The following is a 17,410-nucleotide window of genomic DNA, read 5'->3' as shown; positions in this document are numbered from 1 at the left end:
TAAAGTCCAAATATAACAAATGTGGAGCGTTTGGTTGCTCGCTAGGCGCTGAGCATTTTTTGCCTGCCGCTAGCGAATATTCTCAGCCATTTTACAAGCAGGAGCGGAAGTGTTGGCTGTTTCCTGGCATTCTAGCCATGTTTTCGAACACATGTTTTCGAACACAAGTTTTTCGAACATTAAGCGCATTATTTCGCTGTATTGCGTTGAGGAAATCGAAATGTCCCGGGTAACACTTTCACAATGGCAAATGTTGGCCGCCGTGGTTGACCACGGTGGATTTGCGCGTGCGGCAGAAGCTGTACATAAAAGTCCTTCCACGCTGAATCATGCCGTTCATAAATTAGAAGAGCAGTTAGGCGTCCAGGTGCTGGAGCCTATTGGCCGACAAGTGCGGTTAACCGAAGCTGGAGAGCTGCTGCTTCGGCGTGCACGTCAATTAATAGAGAGTGCGGCTTCACTTGAGGACGTCGCCACCCGGTTAGCGGCTGGTTTAGAAGCGGAAGTGGTGGTGGCAATCGATCAGGTATTTCCTGCCGCCGCTCAAGCCAAAGCGTTAGAACGCTTCTCTGAAACGTATCCCCAGGTGCGCGTTCAGTTACACGAGAGCGTACTCAATGGCGGCATTGAAATGCTCTACGATGGCCGCGCAGACTTAGTGGTCTCCGGCATTGAGGCGCAGGGCTTCTTGGGCGAACCGCTGGTAGCAGTTCGTTTTGTTGCGGTGGCGCATCCCCAACATGCGCTGCATCAGTTAGGTCGCTCGTTGGATCTGCGCGACTTGGCCCAGCATCGGCAGTTGGTGGTGCGTGATTCAGCACTGCGCCAATCAACCAACGCTGGCTGGTTGAAAGCTGAACAGCGCTGGACTGTCAGCCACCTAAACACCTCTCTCGATATGCTAAGGCGTGGCCTGGGCTTTGCCTGGATGCCGGAGACACGTATTTCTGATGAGTTAAAGAGCGGTCAATTAAAACCGCTGCCATTACCCGCGGGCGGTATTCGCGAAGTGCCGATTCAGATGATTTTTCGCGACCGGGATCGGGCAGGGCCTGCGGCTCATGCGATGGCAGCCGCGCTGAAACAAGCTGTGGTAAGCGAGTGTGCGCTGCATGATTCGACTGACTCGAATGAAAGGCCGTAAAACATCCGCTTGAGCCTCCTTGAAGCGGGCGTATGCTGAAAAAAGTAACGCTATAGCTAGGGCCTGTTGACGTTTCACTCACGGCCGCGCTGGAGCCCGTTTTTATTTGCGGCAAGGTAGGAGGAGAGATGTTTGGTTATTCCAAATGAACGACGACTAACGCCGCCGCGGGTAAAAACGGGCCCTAAGACCCCAAAAGACTTTTCAGGAGACGCCCGATGGGACTGCTTGTAAACGGCAAATGGCAAGATCAGTGGTATGACACCAAAAAACATGGTGGTGAATTTGTACGCGAGTCAGCCCAGTTGCGCGATTGGGTGGGCGACCAGCCGGAAACAGACGGTGATTGCTACCCCGCGGAACAAGAGCGCTATCATTTATATGTATCGTTAGCCTGCCCCTGGGCGCATCGCACATTGATTATGCGTAAGTTGAAAGGGCTGGAGCCGTTGATCGGCACGTCCCATGTTAGCCCCTTAATGCTCGACCAAGGCTGGACCTACCGCCAGGACGAAGGCGCCAGTGGCGACCCCATTAATGGCGTCGACCTTCACCATCAGTTGTATACCATGACCGACCCAAGCTATACAGGTCGTGTCACCGTGCCCGTGCTATGGGACAAGCAGCGCAACGCTATTATTAATAATGAGTCCGCGGATCTGCTGCGTATGTTTAACCATGCGTTTGATGAGTTGACCGGCAACGACTTGGATTTTTACCCGCAAGACCTGCGTGGCGTCATCGATGACGTCAACGCCGATATCTACGATCACATTAATAATGGTGTCTATAAATCAGGCTTTGCCACCGAGCAGGCGGTTTATGAGAAGCATGTGAAGGCATTGTTTGACGCCCTCGACCGCATGGAAGCCCGTTTAAGCGAGCAGCGTTACTTGGCAGGGGAGTGGTTGACCGAGGCAGACATTCGCCTGTTTACCACCCTGATACGTTTCGACGCGGTTTACTACGGCCACTTCAAATGCAATCTTAAGCGCATTGAGGATTATCCCAACCTTTCCAATTACGTGAGGGAGATCTACCAGTGGCCGGGGGTGGCTGAGACCGTCAATATGGATCACATCAAGCGCCACTACTATTATAGCCACGACACGATTAACCCTACCCGGATTGTGCCTGCCGGTCCGCTGCTTGATTTCCAGCAGCATCACGACCGGGAGCGTTTGCCTGGCAAAGGTGTGCGCCGCCGTTAATCACTTACTTAGGCAGGCATCAAAAGGGCCGCCCAATTGGGCGGCCCTTTTCTAGCGTTACGATTCTGTTGCTAGCGTTGCGATACGGCTAAACACAGCTAGTAATCGTTAGCCATTATCATCGATATCTAACGCTTCACGGGTACGTTGCCAAGCGCTTTCAGCGCCCTCTCGGGTCGTTTGCCAAGCGTCTCGAGCGTTAGCTTTGGTCTGTTCCCACCACTCGTTATTATAAGCAGGAAAGGCTTCTACCTCTTCCTGGCTGGCTTCGACCATGATGCGGTGTTCGGTATCACCATCATCTTCTGTGTCGGTTTCGAGGGTGAAGTAATCGGTACCCACAACGATTTCGCGACCACCTAAGCCGAGTACTGAACCGCTCTCAATGACCAGCGCAGTGATTCGCATCTCTTCATCAAACAGGATGTCATCAACTTCGCCAATCTCTTCACCGGAACCGCCAGCAAAATAGACCTCGGCATCAAGAATGTCTTCTGCAGAGTACATGCCCTGGGGCCCGTTGGAGGCATGAGCACCCATAGCAAAGGTTCCCAGTAGGGCAGTACCGATCGCGGTTGTCAGGATTGTCTTACGCATAGCATCTCTCCATGTGGCTACGGTAGGTGGTAGGTCGCTTACCGAATGTTGCTAAAAAAGCCGACCTACTTAAAACAGAAATAGAGTACTGGAAATAGAGTACTGAAGGTGCAGTAAAAGGGTTACTGCTTATCAGCCCAGTCGTCGGCTTGACGCTCTGCTTCTTCGCGTTCGAGACCGTACTTCTGCTGAATCTTGCCTATTAGCTGATCTTTCTTACCGCCGATCTGATCCAATTCATCGTCAGTAATCTCGCCCCAGCTAGATCGGGCCTTACCCTTCATTTCTTTCCATTTGCCTTCAATTTGATCCCAGTTCATTGCATCGCTCCTTGAGAATAGTGAACTTGATTAGGCACTTTCCAGGTTAGACCATATCTGCATGAGTGCAAGTCCTTGATCCAAGGTGGCGCAACTTAAAAGTGCTGGTCAGAAGCCAAATGCAATGGTAGGATGCGGCCTCCTCGCATGTGTTGACCCCTCCATCATGACGGTGAGCGTACATCTGCACAATTATTAATGGGTCTATATTAATAGTTATTCGTAGTAGCGCTTGCGGGAATATCTCGCCATTTGCGAGATATTCATTGCTGTGAAGATGGCGCGCCTCCAGTATTTCACCACACGGGTGAAATCGGCGCAGAAGGTCGCCACAGCGGTTGGCCCGCTAACGCGGTGTTTGCCAACCGGATGCTAGGTGCGACCGGCGTCTCCGACTCCATTGATGGCTTTGACCGCTATGGCGGTGCCTGTTATCGACAATGACCACACTTTATGTCGTTGTGCGATGACAGAGTCAGAGACGCTTATGATGTTTTTTTGCCGGTACTTACCGGCCTACCAAGGTGTGATTAATGACCTCGACTTCTGTCGCCTCGCCGAGCTTCGGCGATCTGGCTCTTTTGCCTGCCGTTCTGTCTGCTGTTGAATCACAGGGATACCTAGTTCCCTCGCCGATTCAAGCGCAAACCATCCCTGCGCTGCTTGAAGGCCGCGATATGCTGGGCCAAGCACAAACCGGTACCGGCAAAACGGCAGCGTTTGCATTACCGTTACTGTCACGTTTAGAACTGACTCGCCGTGAGCCGCAAGTGTTGGTAATGGCACCAACCCGCGAATTGGCTCAGCAAGTAGCTGCCTCGTTTAGTAAGTATGGCCAAAACCTGAAAGGTCTCGAAGTTGCGACCCTATGTGGTGGTCAAGAGTACCGTGAACAGCTGGGCGCCCTTAAGCGTGGCGCGCAAGTAGTTGTCGGTACTCCTGGCCGGATTATCGACCACCTGGATCGCGGTAGCCTCAAGCTTGATGGCCTCTCCGCCCTAGTGCTGGATGAAGCTGATGAAATGCTGCGCATGGGCTTTATCGACGACGTAAAACGCGTGGTTGCCGATACCCCGAAAGATGCTCAGCGTGTGTTCTTCTCGGCGACTCTGCCGACTGAAATTGAGCGCATCGTTAACCGTTACTTGGTTAATCCGGTGAAAGTTGCGATTGAGTCGGGCACTACGACCGGCGAAAACATCGAACAGCGCATTGTGCGCGTTGACGGTGGCGCTAAGCTTGAAGCCGTTGCACGTATCCTTGAAGTCGAGCCGGTCGATGGTGCCATCGTCTTTGTGCGTACCCGTGCAGCTTGTACCACGCTCGTTGAGCAGTTGACTGCTCGTGGCGTTAACGCCGCTGGCCTGTCGGGTGATCTCGATCAGAGCCTGCGTGAGCGTACCATTACGCGCTTGAAGCGTGGCAAAGTCGACGTGCTGATCGCCACTGACGTGGCAGCCCGTGGTCTTGACGTGTCGCGTATCACTCACGTGATCAACTACGACCTGCCCCAAGATGCCGAAGCTTACACGCACCGTATCGGCCGTACCGGTCGTGCGGGTCGTAGCGGCATCGCGATTACCTTTGCCGGCTTCCGTGAAGCGCGCAAAGTGGGTTGGATGGAGCAGGCAACCGGTCAGAAAATGACCGAAATGCCGCTGCCTGACGAAGCCGCTATTCGCGCGCATCGCGATGAAGTCTTCCATCAGCGTGTTATTGCCTCCTTGACTAAAGGCGCCGAAGAGCAGCGTGCTCTGATTGAGCGCCTGATCGAAGAAGGTCATGACCCGATCGAGCTAACCTGTGCGTTTGCCGCTATGGCGCGCGCTGACGAGCCGCCGATTGGTCGCCTACAGGCGCCGCGCAAAGAGAAGCCCTCGCGTGATGGAGCGGCTGGCGGTAAGCCGGGTGCACGCCGCGAACGTACTGGCGCGCCGACTGAAGGTATGACGCGCTACCGCGTATCGGTTGGTCATAAAGATGGCGTCAAGCCTGGCCAACTCGTCGGTGCCCTCGCTAACGAAGGCGGCATTGAAGGCGCGCGTATCGGTCGTATCGATATTCGCAACGCTTTCTCTGTGGTCGAACTGCCGAGCGGCTTGCCCTCGACGATTCTGACCAAGATGGCCCGTGCCCGTGTGGCCGGTCGTCCGCTGGAAATCAGCGAAGACAGCGCACCGGCAGAGCGGGCTCCGCGCCGTCGTCGTGACGAAGGCGATGCGCCGGTACGTCGTCGCGAACGCGCCTAAGCCTTCATCAACATAAGGATTAATCAGCTGCCGCCAAGCAGCAGCTGAGAATATCTCAACGCCCCCGCACCTTTACTGGTGCGGGGGCGTTTTTTTGCTACCTTATTCTTCATTCACAGGATTGTTTACGTTCAGGGAGGAAGCCATGCCCGCACCGCTTCACGAATGGAATTTGGCCCCGCGAGAGGCCAGGGCGCTGCAGTCGCAGTTGGCGCAGCGATTGGAAATGACAGATCGCCTAGCGCCGATAACGCATATCGCCGGGGTGGATATCGGTTTTGAAGACAGCGGCGAAATCACCCGGGCAGCGGTAGTGGTATTGAAATGGGATCCTGCCACCGCACCGGATTTAACGGTGGTTGAGCAAGTGGTTCATCGCGAGCCCACCCGCATGCCCTACATTCCAGGTCTGCTTTCGTTTCGAGAAATCCCAGCCGCGCTGGGGGCATTTGAAAAACTCAGCGTGATGCCTGAACTGGTGATGGTTGATGGCCAGGGGATTGCGCACCCACGCCGGTTAGGCGTGGCGGCTCACTTAGGACTATGGCTGGATTTGCCCACCATCGGCATTGCCAAGTCACGCCTATATGGCCAACACGTTGAGATGGGCGAGCAGCGCGGCGACTGGGTGCCGCTATATGCGGGGCAAGAGACCATTGGTGCGGTTTTGCGCTCCCGAACCAAGGTTAAACCCATATACGTATCGCCTGGGCACCGTATCACTCTTGAGACCTCACTGGCCTGGGTGTTGCGCTGCTTAGGGCGTACCAAGCTACCTGAGCCTACACGGCTAGCAGATAGGTTGGCTTCACGGCGTGATGAGCGTCAGTAGTGGCTTTTGCTAAGGGTTTTTGCTAAGGGCTATAAAAAGTCCAAAAAGCGCCGCAGCAGGCTGGTGGCTTCATGGCAGTCAGTAATATTCGCCAGCAGCGTATCGGGCTCTTCGCCCTGGTCCCGCAGCGCAGCGCGTTGGCGTTCAAGGTAGGCACGCATCACTGGCGCCGTAAACTCGGGGTGAAACTGCACACTCCACTGGCGTGGGCCGTAGCGCAGCGCCTGGTGGGCGTCGTGGTTGTTATGGGCTAACACCGTGCAATTGAGAGGCGCTTGCATCACTGACTGGGCATGGGTCAGGTGGGCGACAAAGTTCGCCGGTAGTTGGCTAAACAGCGGGTCTTGCTGGCCTGCCTGGGTTAGCCGCACGGTGCGTGTGCCGGATTCGCGGCCCGCCGGATGGTAGTCGCTCACGCCGCCAAAAGCGGTGGCCATTAACTGGTGGCCATAGCAAACGCCTAGCATAGGCGTGTCGTTTGCCAGTGCCTCTTGCAGCCACGGCTTAAGCGCTTCGCTCCAGGGTTCGGCATCGCTGACCATACTGTGCGAGCCAGTAATCAAAATGCCCGCCACTGCATCAAGGTCAGGGGCGCTGGGTTGGCGTGTTGCGTCCCACACCTGCAGATCTAAATGGGTCGGCAGTGCAGTGCTAAGCTGCTTTTTAAATAGCGTTTCAAAATCACCGTGCTGGTCGACAACTTCTGGAAAAGCGTCACCGGTTTTAACGATCAATACACAGGCCATATCACTCCCTCGGTATGATGAAACGCAAACGTTGAACAAAGGCCTTTAAGGAAGAGCACAAAGGCGTGAAGATAGCCTAACATGGCTTCTTAAATGGTAAGAATGCTTTAATTATTAACGTCATGAGGAGTAGATAATGCAACAGATCACCCGTGCAGGCGAACCGCTGGATGTGGCGGGCACACTGCCCGCAGAAGGGCAGGCGGCACCTGCCATGACGCTGACGAACACCGACCTGCAAGACGTTACGCTCGATACGTATGCAGGCAAGCGTAAAGTGCTTAATATCATTCCCAGTGTGGATACACCCACCTGTGCTATGTCCACGCGTCACTTTAACGAGCTGGCGTCTAACCTTGCGGACACCGTGGTATTGGTCGTTTCAGCGGATTTACCCTTTGCGGCCAAACGCTTTTGTGGCGCGGAAGGACTGGATAACGTCGAAACGCTATCTACTTTCCGCCACCCCGAGTTTCGCGAAGCCTGGGGCGTGGCGCTGTGCAACAACCCCATGGAAGGCCTATGCGCCCGCGCAGTAGTGGTGCTGGATGCCGAAAACCGCGTGCTGCATAGCGAGCTGGTGAGCGAGTTGAAGAACGAGCCTGATTACCAGGCTGCCTTGGCGGTGTTGGGCTAGTTCGTACTCTTAACCCCGCCGTTCAGCATGCTGTTCTGACGCCCTCACCAGCGCGCGAATCAAGCGCTGCTGGGGGCGGTTGAAAATCAGCCACTCCGGGTGCCACTGCACGCCAATCAAAAAGTCGTGCTCCCGCGACTCGATGCCTTGCACCAAACCATCCCGATCCCGGGCGACGATTTCTATCCCTCTGCCCGCCTGATAAACGGCTTGATGATGCAGGCTGTTAACCCGGCACCAGGTGACCCCTAGCAAGCGATGCAACTGACTCGCCCCGACTATATCAACGGTTTTGCGCGGCAGTACTGTGCGGCGCCGTTTAATCCCTTCATTGGTGGTGTAGATATCGGGATCCAGCGTGCCGCCAAGGTGCACGTTGATTAATTGCGCCCCCCGGCAAATGCCCAGTACAGGGGTATTCAACGGAATAAAACGCTCAAGCAGGGAAAGCTCAAGCTCATCCCGAGCAGGGTCAAGGCGCACATCCAGTTGGACTTCGTCACCGTAAAGATGGGCCTGAATATCGTCGCCGCCGCCAATAATTAAGCCATCAAGGCTTTCTGGCTGCGGCCGCGAAGGCGATAACCGCAGCGGTTTGCCGCCATGCCGCCAGACGGCAAACCAATCAAACCACCACGCTAGGAGGCTTTTTTGGTCAGAGGTAGTAATTCCGATAAGCGGCCGAGTCATGCGGGTAGTTACTCACTGTGACAGGAAATGAAAGATGCAAAACCGGGTGCTGTAAGAAAGCTAGCGCTCACGACGAAGCCATCGAACCAATTTTTCTTTTATACGGGTCAGCATTGGTCGGTTATGGTCGGCGATATACTCAGCGCAGCGAGCGAGCAAAACCTCAGAATTAGCGGCAAGTTTCTCAACTTCCACCCAGCGATTCCACTCTACCACTGAACCCCACCCTGGCTGGGAAAGCTGGGCGTTAGGTAGGCGATAATGAAAGGTAGGGCGCGGCTTGGTAAGCTGGGTATGCAGCAATTCATGGGAGTGGTCGGGGCGCAGGTAGGCAAATAGCGGTAGCATATCCAGCTCGCGATTGCGCGTTGGATTGTAGTGCAGGTAGTCGTCAATTAGCGTGTCGAGATCAGGCGAATAGCGGCTATCAAGTACTTTTAGCGCGTAGGCTTTGGGAAATGGATTCGCGTGGGGCAGCATCTCACGGGTAATATCGACTTTGATTTCGTCGCGCAGCCAGCCAGCCAGCAGCAGGTAAGCGCGCAGCATGGCGAGCAAGTAGTCAACGTCAAAGCGCTCAACTTCAGGGTTTAGGTGCAACCCAAACCCATACAGCAGACTGGCATCGGTGCCCTTAGCGCCGTGTTCACGCAGTGCTTCAAACAGCGTGTCTAAATCTTCCAGTTCATTCCAAGGTATCGGTGGGCAAACGATTTCAGTAGGCACCAGACCGGTGACCATGTCACCAATCAATTCGCGGGTTTTTTGATGAAACTCGACCCGCCGCTGATGCTGATGGCGGGCCCATTCGCTGTCTTCGGCGTGAGGGTCGTCGACCAGCGATTTATCGGGATGTGCGTACTGGGTGTCGAGCTCGATACCAAATTCACCCCAACGGGTATCCTCTACTAGTAGCCGATGGGGGCTTACCACGTTAAGCTCCCCGCCAAACAGCTCACGTACGATCATCGCCGTGTCTCGGGGCGGCAGGCCAGCGAATTCAATTTCGACGCCAACTTGCCGGATTTTCCCGTGGCTGTTTAAGCGATTAGGTGGAGCTTGTAGCGTCATCTCGGCATCCTTGAGGTGAACGTTTAAGTCTCCAGCCTATCATAGTCACGCATTGAGACTGAGCGTATTACTGGGTTCAGTAAACCATAGCGGCGGCACACGATAAGCAGGGCGCCATCAAAGCTAATTTTTAGGAGTAGGGCGTGCGACAGCACTGGTTAATCAATTCAGTAATAGGCTTTTTCTTGTTTGTGTTGGCAAGCCTAGCAGTGACAAGCATGGCAATAACACAGGCCCAGGCGCAAACGGTGTCGCTGCCTGGGCTGAGCAGCGGTTCTGGAGAGGAAACGACCGAGGTCAGTGGCGAAGAGTTCCAGAGTTCGCTAACTGACGTTATCACCATGCTCGAAAATGAAGAGCGTCGCACCGAGTTGCTTAAATCGCTACGCGAGCTGCAGGTCGCGGCGGACGCTGTCAGTGAGGACGAGGGTGTGGTGCACCAAGGGCTGCTGGGCGCACTCGCCGACACCTTAAGCGATCTTGGCGATCAGGCCCAGTCGGGTGACTCGCCGGTTGATCAGTGGTCACGCCATCTCGTTCAAGGCGCGGAGGATTTGCGCGCGCTTAACGATGATGCCGACCAGGGTGAAGCGATTCGCGCAGTCGTTGAAGGAGCCGTGCTCGCCCTGATATGGATCGTGCTGCTGGTGATGATGATTGCCTTTGGGCGTATGCTGGCAACCCGGCGTGAGTGGCCCCTTGATCTGCCCCGGGATCCGAAGGGCTGGCTGTTAGCAGTGCACTTTTTGCGTCGCATGCTGCCTTGGGCGTTGGCGTTTGCTCTAACATTGGGTATTGGTCAAGTGCTGCCCGATAGTCCAGGGCGGACATTAGTGCTGGTGGTGGCCTATATCTGCCTGTGTGGCCGAGCGCTGTCGGTGGTATTTGAAACGGTGATCGCGTTCTTTAGCCGCGGCCATCGGTTTACTGCGGTACAACTACTTCAACAACGTGCTTTGCGCGGTCTATTTGTGATCGGTGCCTTGATTGCGCTTGGCGATGCGGTTAACTCCACTCGCCTGGTCGACATGCTGGGTAGCGAGTTGTCGAGCCTAGTCTCTGTTCTTTCCAATATGCTCGCGGCGCTTTTGGTCGCGCGGTTTATTCTTAAATTTAAACGCCCTGTGCGCCATTTGATTTGCAACCGCCCCTACAAGCAGCGTAGGGATGCCAATGCCGCCGTCGAGATGGTTCGCTCTCTGGGGGGGTTATGGCATATACCGGCGCTGCTGATGGTAATGGGTTCCTTGCTGGCAATTTTTATCACCGTTGGCGATGTGGGAACCGCCCTGGCGCGCTCAATTATTTCCGCCAGCCTATTGGTGCTTACGCTGGTGGTCACTGGGTTGCTGCGCCGTCAGGCGGAACGGATGGGTAAGCGTCGCCACCGACACCGTCAGAGCCAGTACCGTAAACGTTTAGAGCGCTTCGGCTTTGTGTTGGCGCATATCTGTTCGTGGATGGTGTTTGCTGAACTCTCGATGCAGGTGTGGGGCGGTTCATTCTTTGGACTGGGCCAGCAGGCCGTGGCCAGTGCACGGATTGGTCAGGCACTGGTTAGCCTGGGTGCCACCGTGCTGCTGGCATGGTTGGTGTGGATATTTGCCGACACCGCCATTCAGCGGGCGCTGACGTCGTCGGCGCGCTCCCGGGGGCGGCGGGTCAATCAGGCCCGGGCACAAACCATCACGCCGATGATTCGCAACGTCATTTTCGTCACCATTTTGATTATTGCCGTCATCGCTGGGTTGGCCAATTTGGGTGTCAACGTCACGCCGCTGCTAGCCGGTGCTGGTGTGATCGGTCTGGCGATTGGTTTTGGTGCTCAAACGTTAGTGCAGGATTTAATTACCGGCATTTTTATCTTGATCGAAGATTCGCTGGCGGTAGATGACTTTGTACAGATTAATAATCATATGGGCACGGTTGAGGGACTGACGCTGCGCACCGTGCGGCTGCGGGATTTGGATGGGATTGTGCACATCATCACCTTTAGCCGTATTGAGTCGATACATAACATGTCCCGTCAGTTCGGCATCGCGCTGATGCGTATCCGTATACCGTTTGATATGAAAATCGACGATGCGATTACGCTGATGCAGGAGACCGCCCAGGAGCTGCGACGCGACCCGATGATGCGCCACTACATCTGGTCACCGCTGGAAATGCAGGGTGTCCAGGGCTTTGAAGATGGCTGCCCCATTTTACGCATGCGTTTTCGCACCGCGCCAGAGATGCAATGGGATGTCTCGCGTGCATTTAACCTACTGCTGAAGCAGCGTATGGAAGCCGAAGAGATTGATCTTGGCGTGCCGCGTCTCAGTATCAGTATGGAAGCTCGCTCTGAAGACCGCATGGAGGCCACCGCGGGCACTTCGTTCTCTTTAGAAAAGGGCTCGCCAGAAAAAGACTCGCAAGAAAACGGCTCGTCCAAGATTGAACAGGACATGAGTGAACAGGACAAGAGTGAAGCAGCGCAAGAAAGTGAATCAAACACCGAGCATCATAAGAAACCTGCACCGCCGAAGCCCGCGCCGCGCCCGACAAAAGCCGAGATCCGCCAGGATGAGCAGGCGCGCAAGCACGATAAGACGGATAATCGTTCAGCGTCACATCGGCAAAAGCCCCAGGCACAGGGCGAGCCCCAAGGCGATACCTATGCCACCCCCGGCGGCGAACACGGCGACCAGTAGCCATGGCCCGCGTAAGCGGCGCCAGCGATTATACAGCGAGACCGCGTGGCTAACGCGGTCAACCAGTTCGTCGTGACGCGAAATGGCGTGGTCAGGCGGCAGCGAAAAGTCGTTAGCTACATCGCCCTGCCAGTGAGCGCCGTGGCTGAGCCCTAGGCGTGCTCGCAGCTTGCCAATATTGCTCACGGTGTCGTGCAGCGTATCGTAGGTTTCGCGGCGTTCGGCAACGGCGAACACTGCCTCGGCATCCTGGCGTAGCGCGCTATGCAGGCAGCTAGCGACGGCTTGGTTGATTTCTTGGTCGTTGGCCTCGGGGGAAACCGCGAGGCGCTGGTACAAATCGCGCATAGGGGGGCTATTGTTTCTCTTGGGCCTTGTTTCTCATAGGGCTTGATTCTCGTGGGCCAGCGCATAGTGCGAAACCTCTAACTTTACATGGTCTTAGTAAGTTTGCATCAAATAATCATAGGCGTTTTTAATTCGCTGAAAACGCGCTGAAGCCAAGGCTACCTGGTGTTCGCTTTCCGAATAGAAGCGATCTGGGTGGTGGAGCTGCGCCATCCGCCGATAGGCGTGGCGAACTTCTATACGGGTGGCGCCTGGGGTAAGTCCCAGCACTGAAAGCGCTCGCGTGGTGCGGTCGGGTGGCGGCGATGAGGGACGCTGCTGGCGATTGCGATGCTCTTGCTGACGAGAGCGGTGCTGTTCGCGCTGCTGTTGCTGCCTTTGCCGCTCCTGCTCCTGTCGGCGCGTCTGTTCACGCTGGCGCTGCTGCTCCTGTTCCCGGGCTTGACGAGCCTGCTCCTGACGCTGCTGCTTCTCCTGCTGTTTTTGCTGCTTCTGTTGGTGGCGCTGCTGTTTTTTTCGCTGCTGCTGTTCGGCCCGAGCGTTGGCCTGTTGGTGCTGCTGCTCGGCGGCCTCAGCCTCGCGTGCTTTTCGAGCATGGTAGTCTGGATCGTGAGTTTGCCAGTAGGCATCACGGCTAGGGTCTTCGGGGGTGGCAAGCGAGGTGCCGGTGATTTCCTTGAACAAAGTGTTTAAGGTCACCGGGGTAACGCTTAGTAAATCGGCTAAAAAGCGTAAAATATAGTGGTTGGCCAGCGACAGTTCGCCGTCATCGGTGGCAACGGTAATCGCCTGATGAATAACGCTCAGGCTGCGCTCAGTGCCGCACTCTTTGCGAACGACCTCGGCGGCTAGTTGAATCGCTTGTAGGTCTTGGCTATGAGCAATACTCATAACCGGACTCAGTTCATGCCCGTGGCGAAACTGCGCGGTCACCTGGGCCAAGCGGCGGCGCCGCTGACCTTCCGAGACGTGTTGGCGGTGCACCAGCACCCAGGCCAACAGCAGCAGGGTTGCCGTATCCACTTGGCTGCGGCTCTTTAGTAGCAGCAGCTCAAAGGGTGAAAAACGGGCAATGGACATTTCCTAGCTCCACAGATGAATAGGTGAACAGAGGGCGGTGGCTTTATACGGCACCATGATCATTTTAGCCATGGTATATCATCAAGTTAGGCAAAGGAGTAGGAGATTGATGAGTTGATCAACGTTGAGCGTAAAAACAGCTTTCAGCTGCGTCTTACCCGGCGGCTCAAGGAAGAGACATCGCATAACCTCGACGTCTATCTTTTTGTGCCTGGCGACTTGGGATTAAGCACCCAGCTTATCTCAGAAGAAGCGTTTTATCATGCTGCCATCAATGTCTCTCGCACCTACTACAGTGATGAGTATCTCCTGCCACTGGTGCACAGTCGACTGGCCAGTCGTAATCGTCTTGGTAGCGACTCGTACCGGTTGAGTCTAAGCCTTTATGCCTACCAATACGTGGAAGCGATGGAACGTACTACTCGATCGATGCTAGTGAGTGCCAATAAGCTTCGTCATGCCCGCCACGAGGAGCGGGAAGAGAACCGCGAGGTACAACAAAGTAGCGTCGCTCTGCTCGACCAACTGCATGAAATGATCGACCTAAGTGACGGCATTCTCAAGCGGCTGCGACGTCATCAGCCTGATGATGAAAGCTTCAATAAGTACTTTGCCAATATTGATAATTACCTCTCCTGGTTTACCGAACAACAGTTGCTGGCGCTGGTGGCGCATATGCCCCGTGGCGGTGAGTTTACCGATATTCGTCGTCGTTTTATCAGTGTCTACCATCGTGAGGATGAGTATCGCCGCGAAAAGCAGTATAACGCTGAGCGTGTGATGGCTGACCCTACTCGCATGTCGAATAAAATGCGCCTGCTGCGGCGCTTGATTGAGCATCCGATCACCTTGAAGCAAGAGGCGTTGGAGCTGGGTGGCGGCGAGCAGAAAGCTGTCAAGGCACTGGCGACAGCTGTGGTGATGACATTTGTCACCCTGGGTGTACTGCAATTGCGCAGCGTGCTGGGGGGAATTACTGCCCTGTTTGTATTGGCGATGGCGCTGCTCTACGCCATGCGCGAAGTGTTTAAGGATGATTTGCGCAATACCCTCTGGCGCTGGCTGCGTAAAGGACGTCCTAAATGGCGCCGACAGTATCGTGACCCCACGCATAATGCCTTGGTGGGGCGTCAACTGGAGTGGTTTGACTACAAACGGTTTGCTTCGTTGGGCGAGGATATTCAGCAGATTCGCCGTCGCAAGGTGGCGCAGCGCGAAGAAGTGGTGCTGCATTACCGTTCAAGCTCGCGTATGTCGCCTACGCGTTTTCTCAGCGGTTATGAACACACCCGCGAAACGCTCAATCTGGATATCTCCATGCTCACCCGGCTGATGAGTAAGGGCAAGCATCACATCTACCGGCTAAAAGATGGTCAAGCGGTGCGTGAAGGTGTCGAACGCCGCCACCTGCTTAACTTGGTAATTCGTGAGACGGGCAGTGAAGATAGGCCCTACCTGGCCCGCTGGAAGGTCGTCGTTAGCCGCTCTGGCATTGTCGATGTTGAGAAAGTGGAAGAGAGCAGTCTGGTGGATAAGCAGCCATCAGAAAAGGGCAAATAAACTGCGCTAGGTCAACGCAGCCTCAATGCGCTCTTTGAGATAACCAACCGGCATAGGCAAACTGCCGGCAGCGAACTAGGCTCAAAGAACAGGCAGGGCAACCTGCATTTGTAGTTCAGTCTTTAGGTGTGTCTTAAGGATTGGCGCAAGGAGGAGAACCATGCAAGCTATCGATATCATGACCCCCAAAGTGGTGAGTGTGGGGCCCGGTGCGGAAGTGCGAGAAATTGCGCAACTGCTGCTCAATCACCGTATCAGTGCCGTTCCTGTGGTCGATGACGACCACCGCGTGATTGGAATTGTCAGTGAAGGCGATTTAATGCGCCGGGTAAAAAATGACAGTGATCATGGCAGCTCCTGGTGGTTATCGCTGTTTACCGGCGGCAAGGATGCTGGCGACTATGTTAAGTCGCATGGTCGTAAAGCCCACGAGGTCATGACCCCGAATCCCATGACTGTCGAAGAGAACACGCCGCTACATACCATTGCGCGAATGTTGGAAAAGCACCATATCAAGCGGGTACCTGTGCTGCGTGATGGCAAGTTAGTGGGCATTGTCAGCCGCGCTAACCTGCTGCAAGGCATTGCCAATGCCGCGGTAGCGCCGACCCAGTCACCCACGGATGATCGACAAATTCGCGAGGCTATTCTCAACGAGGTTGAAAATAATACCGGCGTACAGGTAGAAGGCATTAGCGTGATTGTGGATGGCGGTGCTGTGGAGGTCTGGGGGCTGGTCGAATCGCTTGAGCAGAAACAAGCGGTGACCGTCGCTGCGGAAAACGTGCCAGGGGTTACCCAAGTCGAAAACCACCTGGGTATGATGCCGCGGGGCGTGGGGTATATGTAGCCTTTTACAGCGCATCCCCAACGGTTTTAACAACCCTATGCGGGGCGCTGTAAACCCATCCATGGGCGCTAAATTCGCCATCCCTGGTCGAATAACCCCCACTACGGGTTGATTCAAACCTTAGCCATTCTCGAATAAATACACAAAACCAGCCCGCGATGGAGCTGGTTTTGAAAGCCGGGCGGGCTGACTTAGCGTGGCGGCAACTGCTCAGGCCCAAAGGCGTCGGGCAGCAGCGTTTCCATGGTGTAGGTTTTCATCAATTCGCCACTGCCGGAAAGGACTTTGATCTGCGTCTCTGGGGTTGCGAACTCGCGGATGCGCTGGCGGCAGTCGCCGCAGGGTGTGCACAGGTGATCGCCTGGGCCCATGACGTAGACGGTGGCCAGCTGGCGCTGCCCAGCGGTGATCATCGCGGAGATGGCCGAGGCTTCGGCGCACAGGCCTTTGTAGTGCGCCACTTCGACGTTAGTGCCCGCAAACTGCTGGCCATCCGGCGTCACCATTACCGACGCTACTGGGTGTGCCGAGTAGGGCACATAGGCGTTAGCCCGCGCGCTGAATAACGTTTCAACGATCTCTGCTGATACTTCATCCGTTTGTTGACTCATCACACTTCCTCTTAAGCCTCTTAAGCGCGGGCTGCGTCGTCACGCAATACAGTGTCCAGCGCGATGAGCATCATGTCGTCAAAGGTGGTTTGGCGATCGGCGCTGGAGAGCGAGTCGCCTTTTAGAATGTGATCCGACACGGTGCAGATAGTCATGGCGCGGGCGCCAAACTCGGCGGCGACGCCGTAAAGGCCCGCGGCTTCCATTTCGACGCCGACAATGCCGTAGCGCTTGAGCATTTCGGCCATCTCGGTTTGCGGGTTGTAGAACAGATCCGCTGAGAAGATATTGCCGACCTTTACCGGCACATTTTTGGCCTTGGCAGCGGCCACGGCGTGCTGGGTCAATTCAAAATCCGCAATGGCGGCAAAGTCGTGGTCGTTAAAGCGCATACGGTTAACTTTGGAGTCGGTGCTGGCGCCCATGCCGATGACCACATCACGTACGTTAACGTCGTCGCGTACCGCGCCGCAGGAACCCACGCGAATCAGCGATTTAACGCCGTAGTCGGTGATCAGCTCTTTGGCATAGATGGAGACCGACGGAATGCCCATGCCGTGGCCCATCACGGAAATCTCGCGGCCTTTATAGCTGCCGGTGTAGCCGAACATATTGCGCACGTCGTTGACCTGGCGAACGTTCTCCAGGTAAGTGTCGGCGATGTATTTGGCGCGCAGCGGGTCGCCGGGCATCAGTACGGTATCGGCGAAGTCGCCGGGGGCAGCGTTAATATGTGGGGTAGCCATGAAAGGTCTCCTTTAAGCGGCGCTA

18 protein-coding genes are annotated in these 17,410 nt (G+C 55.4%); 9 read left to right on the top strand and 9 right to left on the bottom strand.

Annotation, left to right across the window (positions count from 1 at the left end):
- The first annotated feature begins 220 nt into the window (after nt 1–220).
- Complete coding sequence (locus tag KUC_RS01390; protein ID WP_040480092.1) at nt 221–1,144, top strand: LysR family transcriptional regulator; 924 nt, start codon at nt 221–223, stop codon at nt 1,142–1,144.
- Nucleotides 1,145–1,362: 218 nt separating this feature from the next.
- Complete coding sequence (locus KUC_RS01385; RefSeq protein ID WP_007111273.1) at nt 1,363–2,355, top strand: glutathione S-transferase family protein; 993 nt, start codon at nt 1,363–1,365, stop codon at nt 2,353–2,355.
- Nucleotides 2,356–2,463: 108 nt separating this feature from the next.
- Here KUC_RS01385 and KUC_RS01380 read toward each other — a convergent pair whose 3' ends face one another.
- Nucleotides 2,464–2,952 (bottom strand): PRC-barrel domain-containing protein, encoded by a 489-nt coding sequence (locus KUC_RS01380; RefSeq protein ID WP_040479160.1) that lies wholly within the window; start codon nt 2,950–2,952, stop codon nt 2,464–2,466.
- 122 nt (nt 2,953–3,074) lie between these two features.
- On the bottom strand, nt 3,075–3,272 hold the full coding sequence (locus KUC_RS01375; RefSeq protein WP_007111271.1) for a CsbD family protein: 198 nt from the start codon (nt 3,270–3,272) through the stop codon (nt 3,075–3,077).
- A gap of 252 nt (nt 3,273–3,524) precedes the next feature.
- Here KUC_RS01375 and KUC_RS01370 point away from each other — a divergent pair, with 252 nt between their 5' ends.
- The 3 genes from KUC_RS01370 (at nt 3,525) to nfi (ending at nt 6,353) form a co-directional block, all read left to right on the top strand.
- Nucleotides 3,525–3,716 (top strand): hypothetical protein, encoded by a 192-nt coding sequence (locus KUC_RS01370; protein ID WP_007111270.1) that lies wholly within the window; start codon nt 3,525–3,527, stop codon nt 3,714–3,716.
- Nucleotides 3,717–3,805: 89 nt separating this feature from the next.
- Entirely contained in the window at nt 3,806–5,521 is a 1,716-nt protein-coding gene (locus tag KUC_RS01365) for a DEAD/DEAH box helicase (protein WP_007111269.1), read from the top strand.
- 145 nt (nt 5,522–5,666) lie between these two features.
- Complete coding sequence (gene nfi, locus KUC_RS01360; protein ID WP_007111268.1) at nt 5,667–6,353, top strand: deoxyribonuclease V; 687 nt, start codon at nt 5,667–5,669, stop codon at nt 6,351–6,353.
- A 29-nt stretch (nt 6,354–6,382) separates the two neighbouring features.
- Here the strand turns inward: nfi and KUC_RS01355 are convergent, their stop codons facing one another.
- Nucleotides 6,383–7,099, bottom strand: a complete 717-nt coding sequence (locus KUC_RS01355; protein WP_007111267.1) for a glutamine amidotransferase — start codon at nt 7,097–7,099, stop codon at nt 6,383–6,385.
- A gap of 136 nt (nt 7,100–7,235) precedes the next feature.
- Here KUC_RS01355 and tpx point away from each other — a divergent pair, with 136 nt between their 5' ends.
- On the top strand, nt 7,236–7,736 hold the full coding sequence (tpx, locus tag KUC_RS01350; protein ID WP_007111266.1) for a thiol peroxidase: 501 nt from the start codon (nt 7,236–7,238) through the stop codon (nt 7,734–7,736).
- Between the two features lie 9 nt (nt 7,737–7,745).
- On the opposite strand, the gene KUC_RS01345 is transcribed toward tpx, so the two are convergent.
- Both KUC_RS01345 and KUC_RS01340 read right to left on the bottom strand, forming a co-directional pair.
- Complete coding sequence (locus KUC_RS01345) at nt 7,746–8,426, bottom strand: gamma-glutamyl-gamma-aminobutyrate hydrolase family protein (RefSeq protein WP_007111265.1); 681 nt, start codon at nt 8,424–8,426, stop codon at nt 7,746–7,748.
- Between the two features lie 60 nt (nt 8,427–8,486).
- On the bottom strand, nt 8,487–9,497 hold the full coding sequence (locus KUC_RS01340; protein WP_007111264.1) for an amidoligase family protein: 1,011 nt from the start codon (nt 9,495–9,497) through the stop codon (nt 8,487–8,489).
- A gap of 143 nt (nt 9,498–9,640) precedes the next feature.
- Between KUC_RS01340 and KUC_RS01335 the strand changes: the two genes are divergently transcribed.
- Complete coding sequence (locus tag KUC_RS01335; RefSeq protein WP_007111263.1) at nt 9,641–12,190, top strand: mechanosensitive ion channel family protein; 2,550 nt, start codon at nt 9,641–9,643, stop codon at nt 12,188–12,190.
- Here KUC_RS01335 and KUC_RS01330 read toward each other — a convergent pair.
- A complete protein-coding gene (locus KUC_RS01330; RefSeq protein WP_040479157.1) occupies nt 12,107–12,538 on the bottom strand; it encodes a hypothetical protein in 432 nt (143 codons plus the stop codon). The genes KUC_RS01335 and KUC_RS01330 overlap by 84 nt on opposite strands.
- Nucleotides 12,539–12,631: 93 nt before the next feature.
- Nucleotides 12,632–13,618 (bottom strand): J domain-containing protein, encoded by a 987-nt coding sequence (locus KUC_RS01325; RefSeq protein WP_007111262.1) that lies wholly within the window; start codon nt 13,616–13,618, stop codon nt 12,632–12,634.
- A 114-nt stretch (nt 13,619–13,732) separates the two neighbouring features.
- Between KUC_RS01325 and KUC_RS01320 the strand changes: the two genes are divergently transcribed.
- Nucleotides 13,733–15,178: a hypothetical protein gene (locus KUC_RS01320; protein ID WP_007111261.1), complete on the top strand. Its 1,446-nt coding sequence runs from the start codon at nt 13,733–13,735 to the stop codon at nt 15,176–15,178.
- A gap of 160 nt (nt 15,179–15,338) precedes the next feature.
- Nucleotides 15,339–16,028, top strand: a complete 690-nt coding sequence (locus KUC_RS01315) for a CBS domain-containing protein (protein WP_007111260.1) — start codon at nt 15,339–15,341, stop codon at nt 16,026–16,028.
- A gap of 191 nt (nt 16,029–16,219) precedes the next feature.
- On the opposite strand, the gene cdd is transcribed toward KUC_RS01315, so the two are convergent.
- Nucleotides 16,220–16,639: a cytidine deaminase gene (cdd, locus tag KUC_RS01310; RefSeq protein ID WP_040479154.1), complete on the bottom strand. Its 420-nt coding sequence runs from the start codon at nt 16,637–16,639 to the stop codon at nt 16,220–16,222.
- A 20-nt stretch (nt 16,640–16,659) separates the two neighbouring features.
- Nucleotides 16,660–17,385 (bottom strand): purine-nucleoside phosphorylase, encoded by a 726-nt coding sequence (deoD, locus tag KUC_RS01305; protein WP_007111258.1) that lies wholly within the window; start codon nt 17,383–17,385, stop codon nt 16,660–16,662.
- Nucleotides 17,386–17,410: the final 25 nt, after the last annotated feature.

It is taken from the genome of Vreelandella boliviensis LC1, from assembly GCF_000236035.1.
In the GTDB taxonomy this organism is placed as follows: domain Bacteria; phylum Pseudomonadota; class Gammaproteobacteria; order Pseudomonadales; family Halomonadaceae; genus Vreelandella; species Vreelandella boliviensis.
This window is presented reverse-complemented; position numbering and strand designations above follow the sequence as displayed.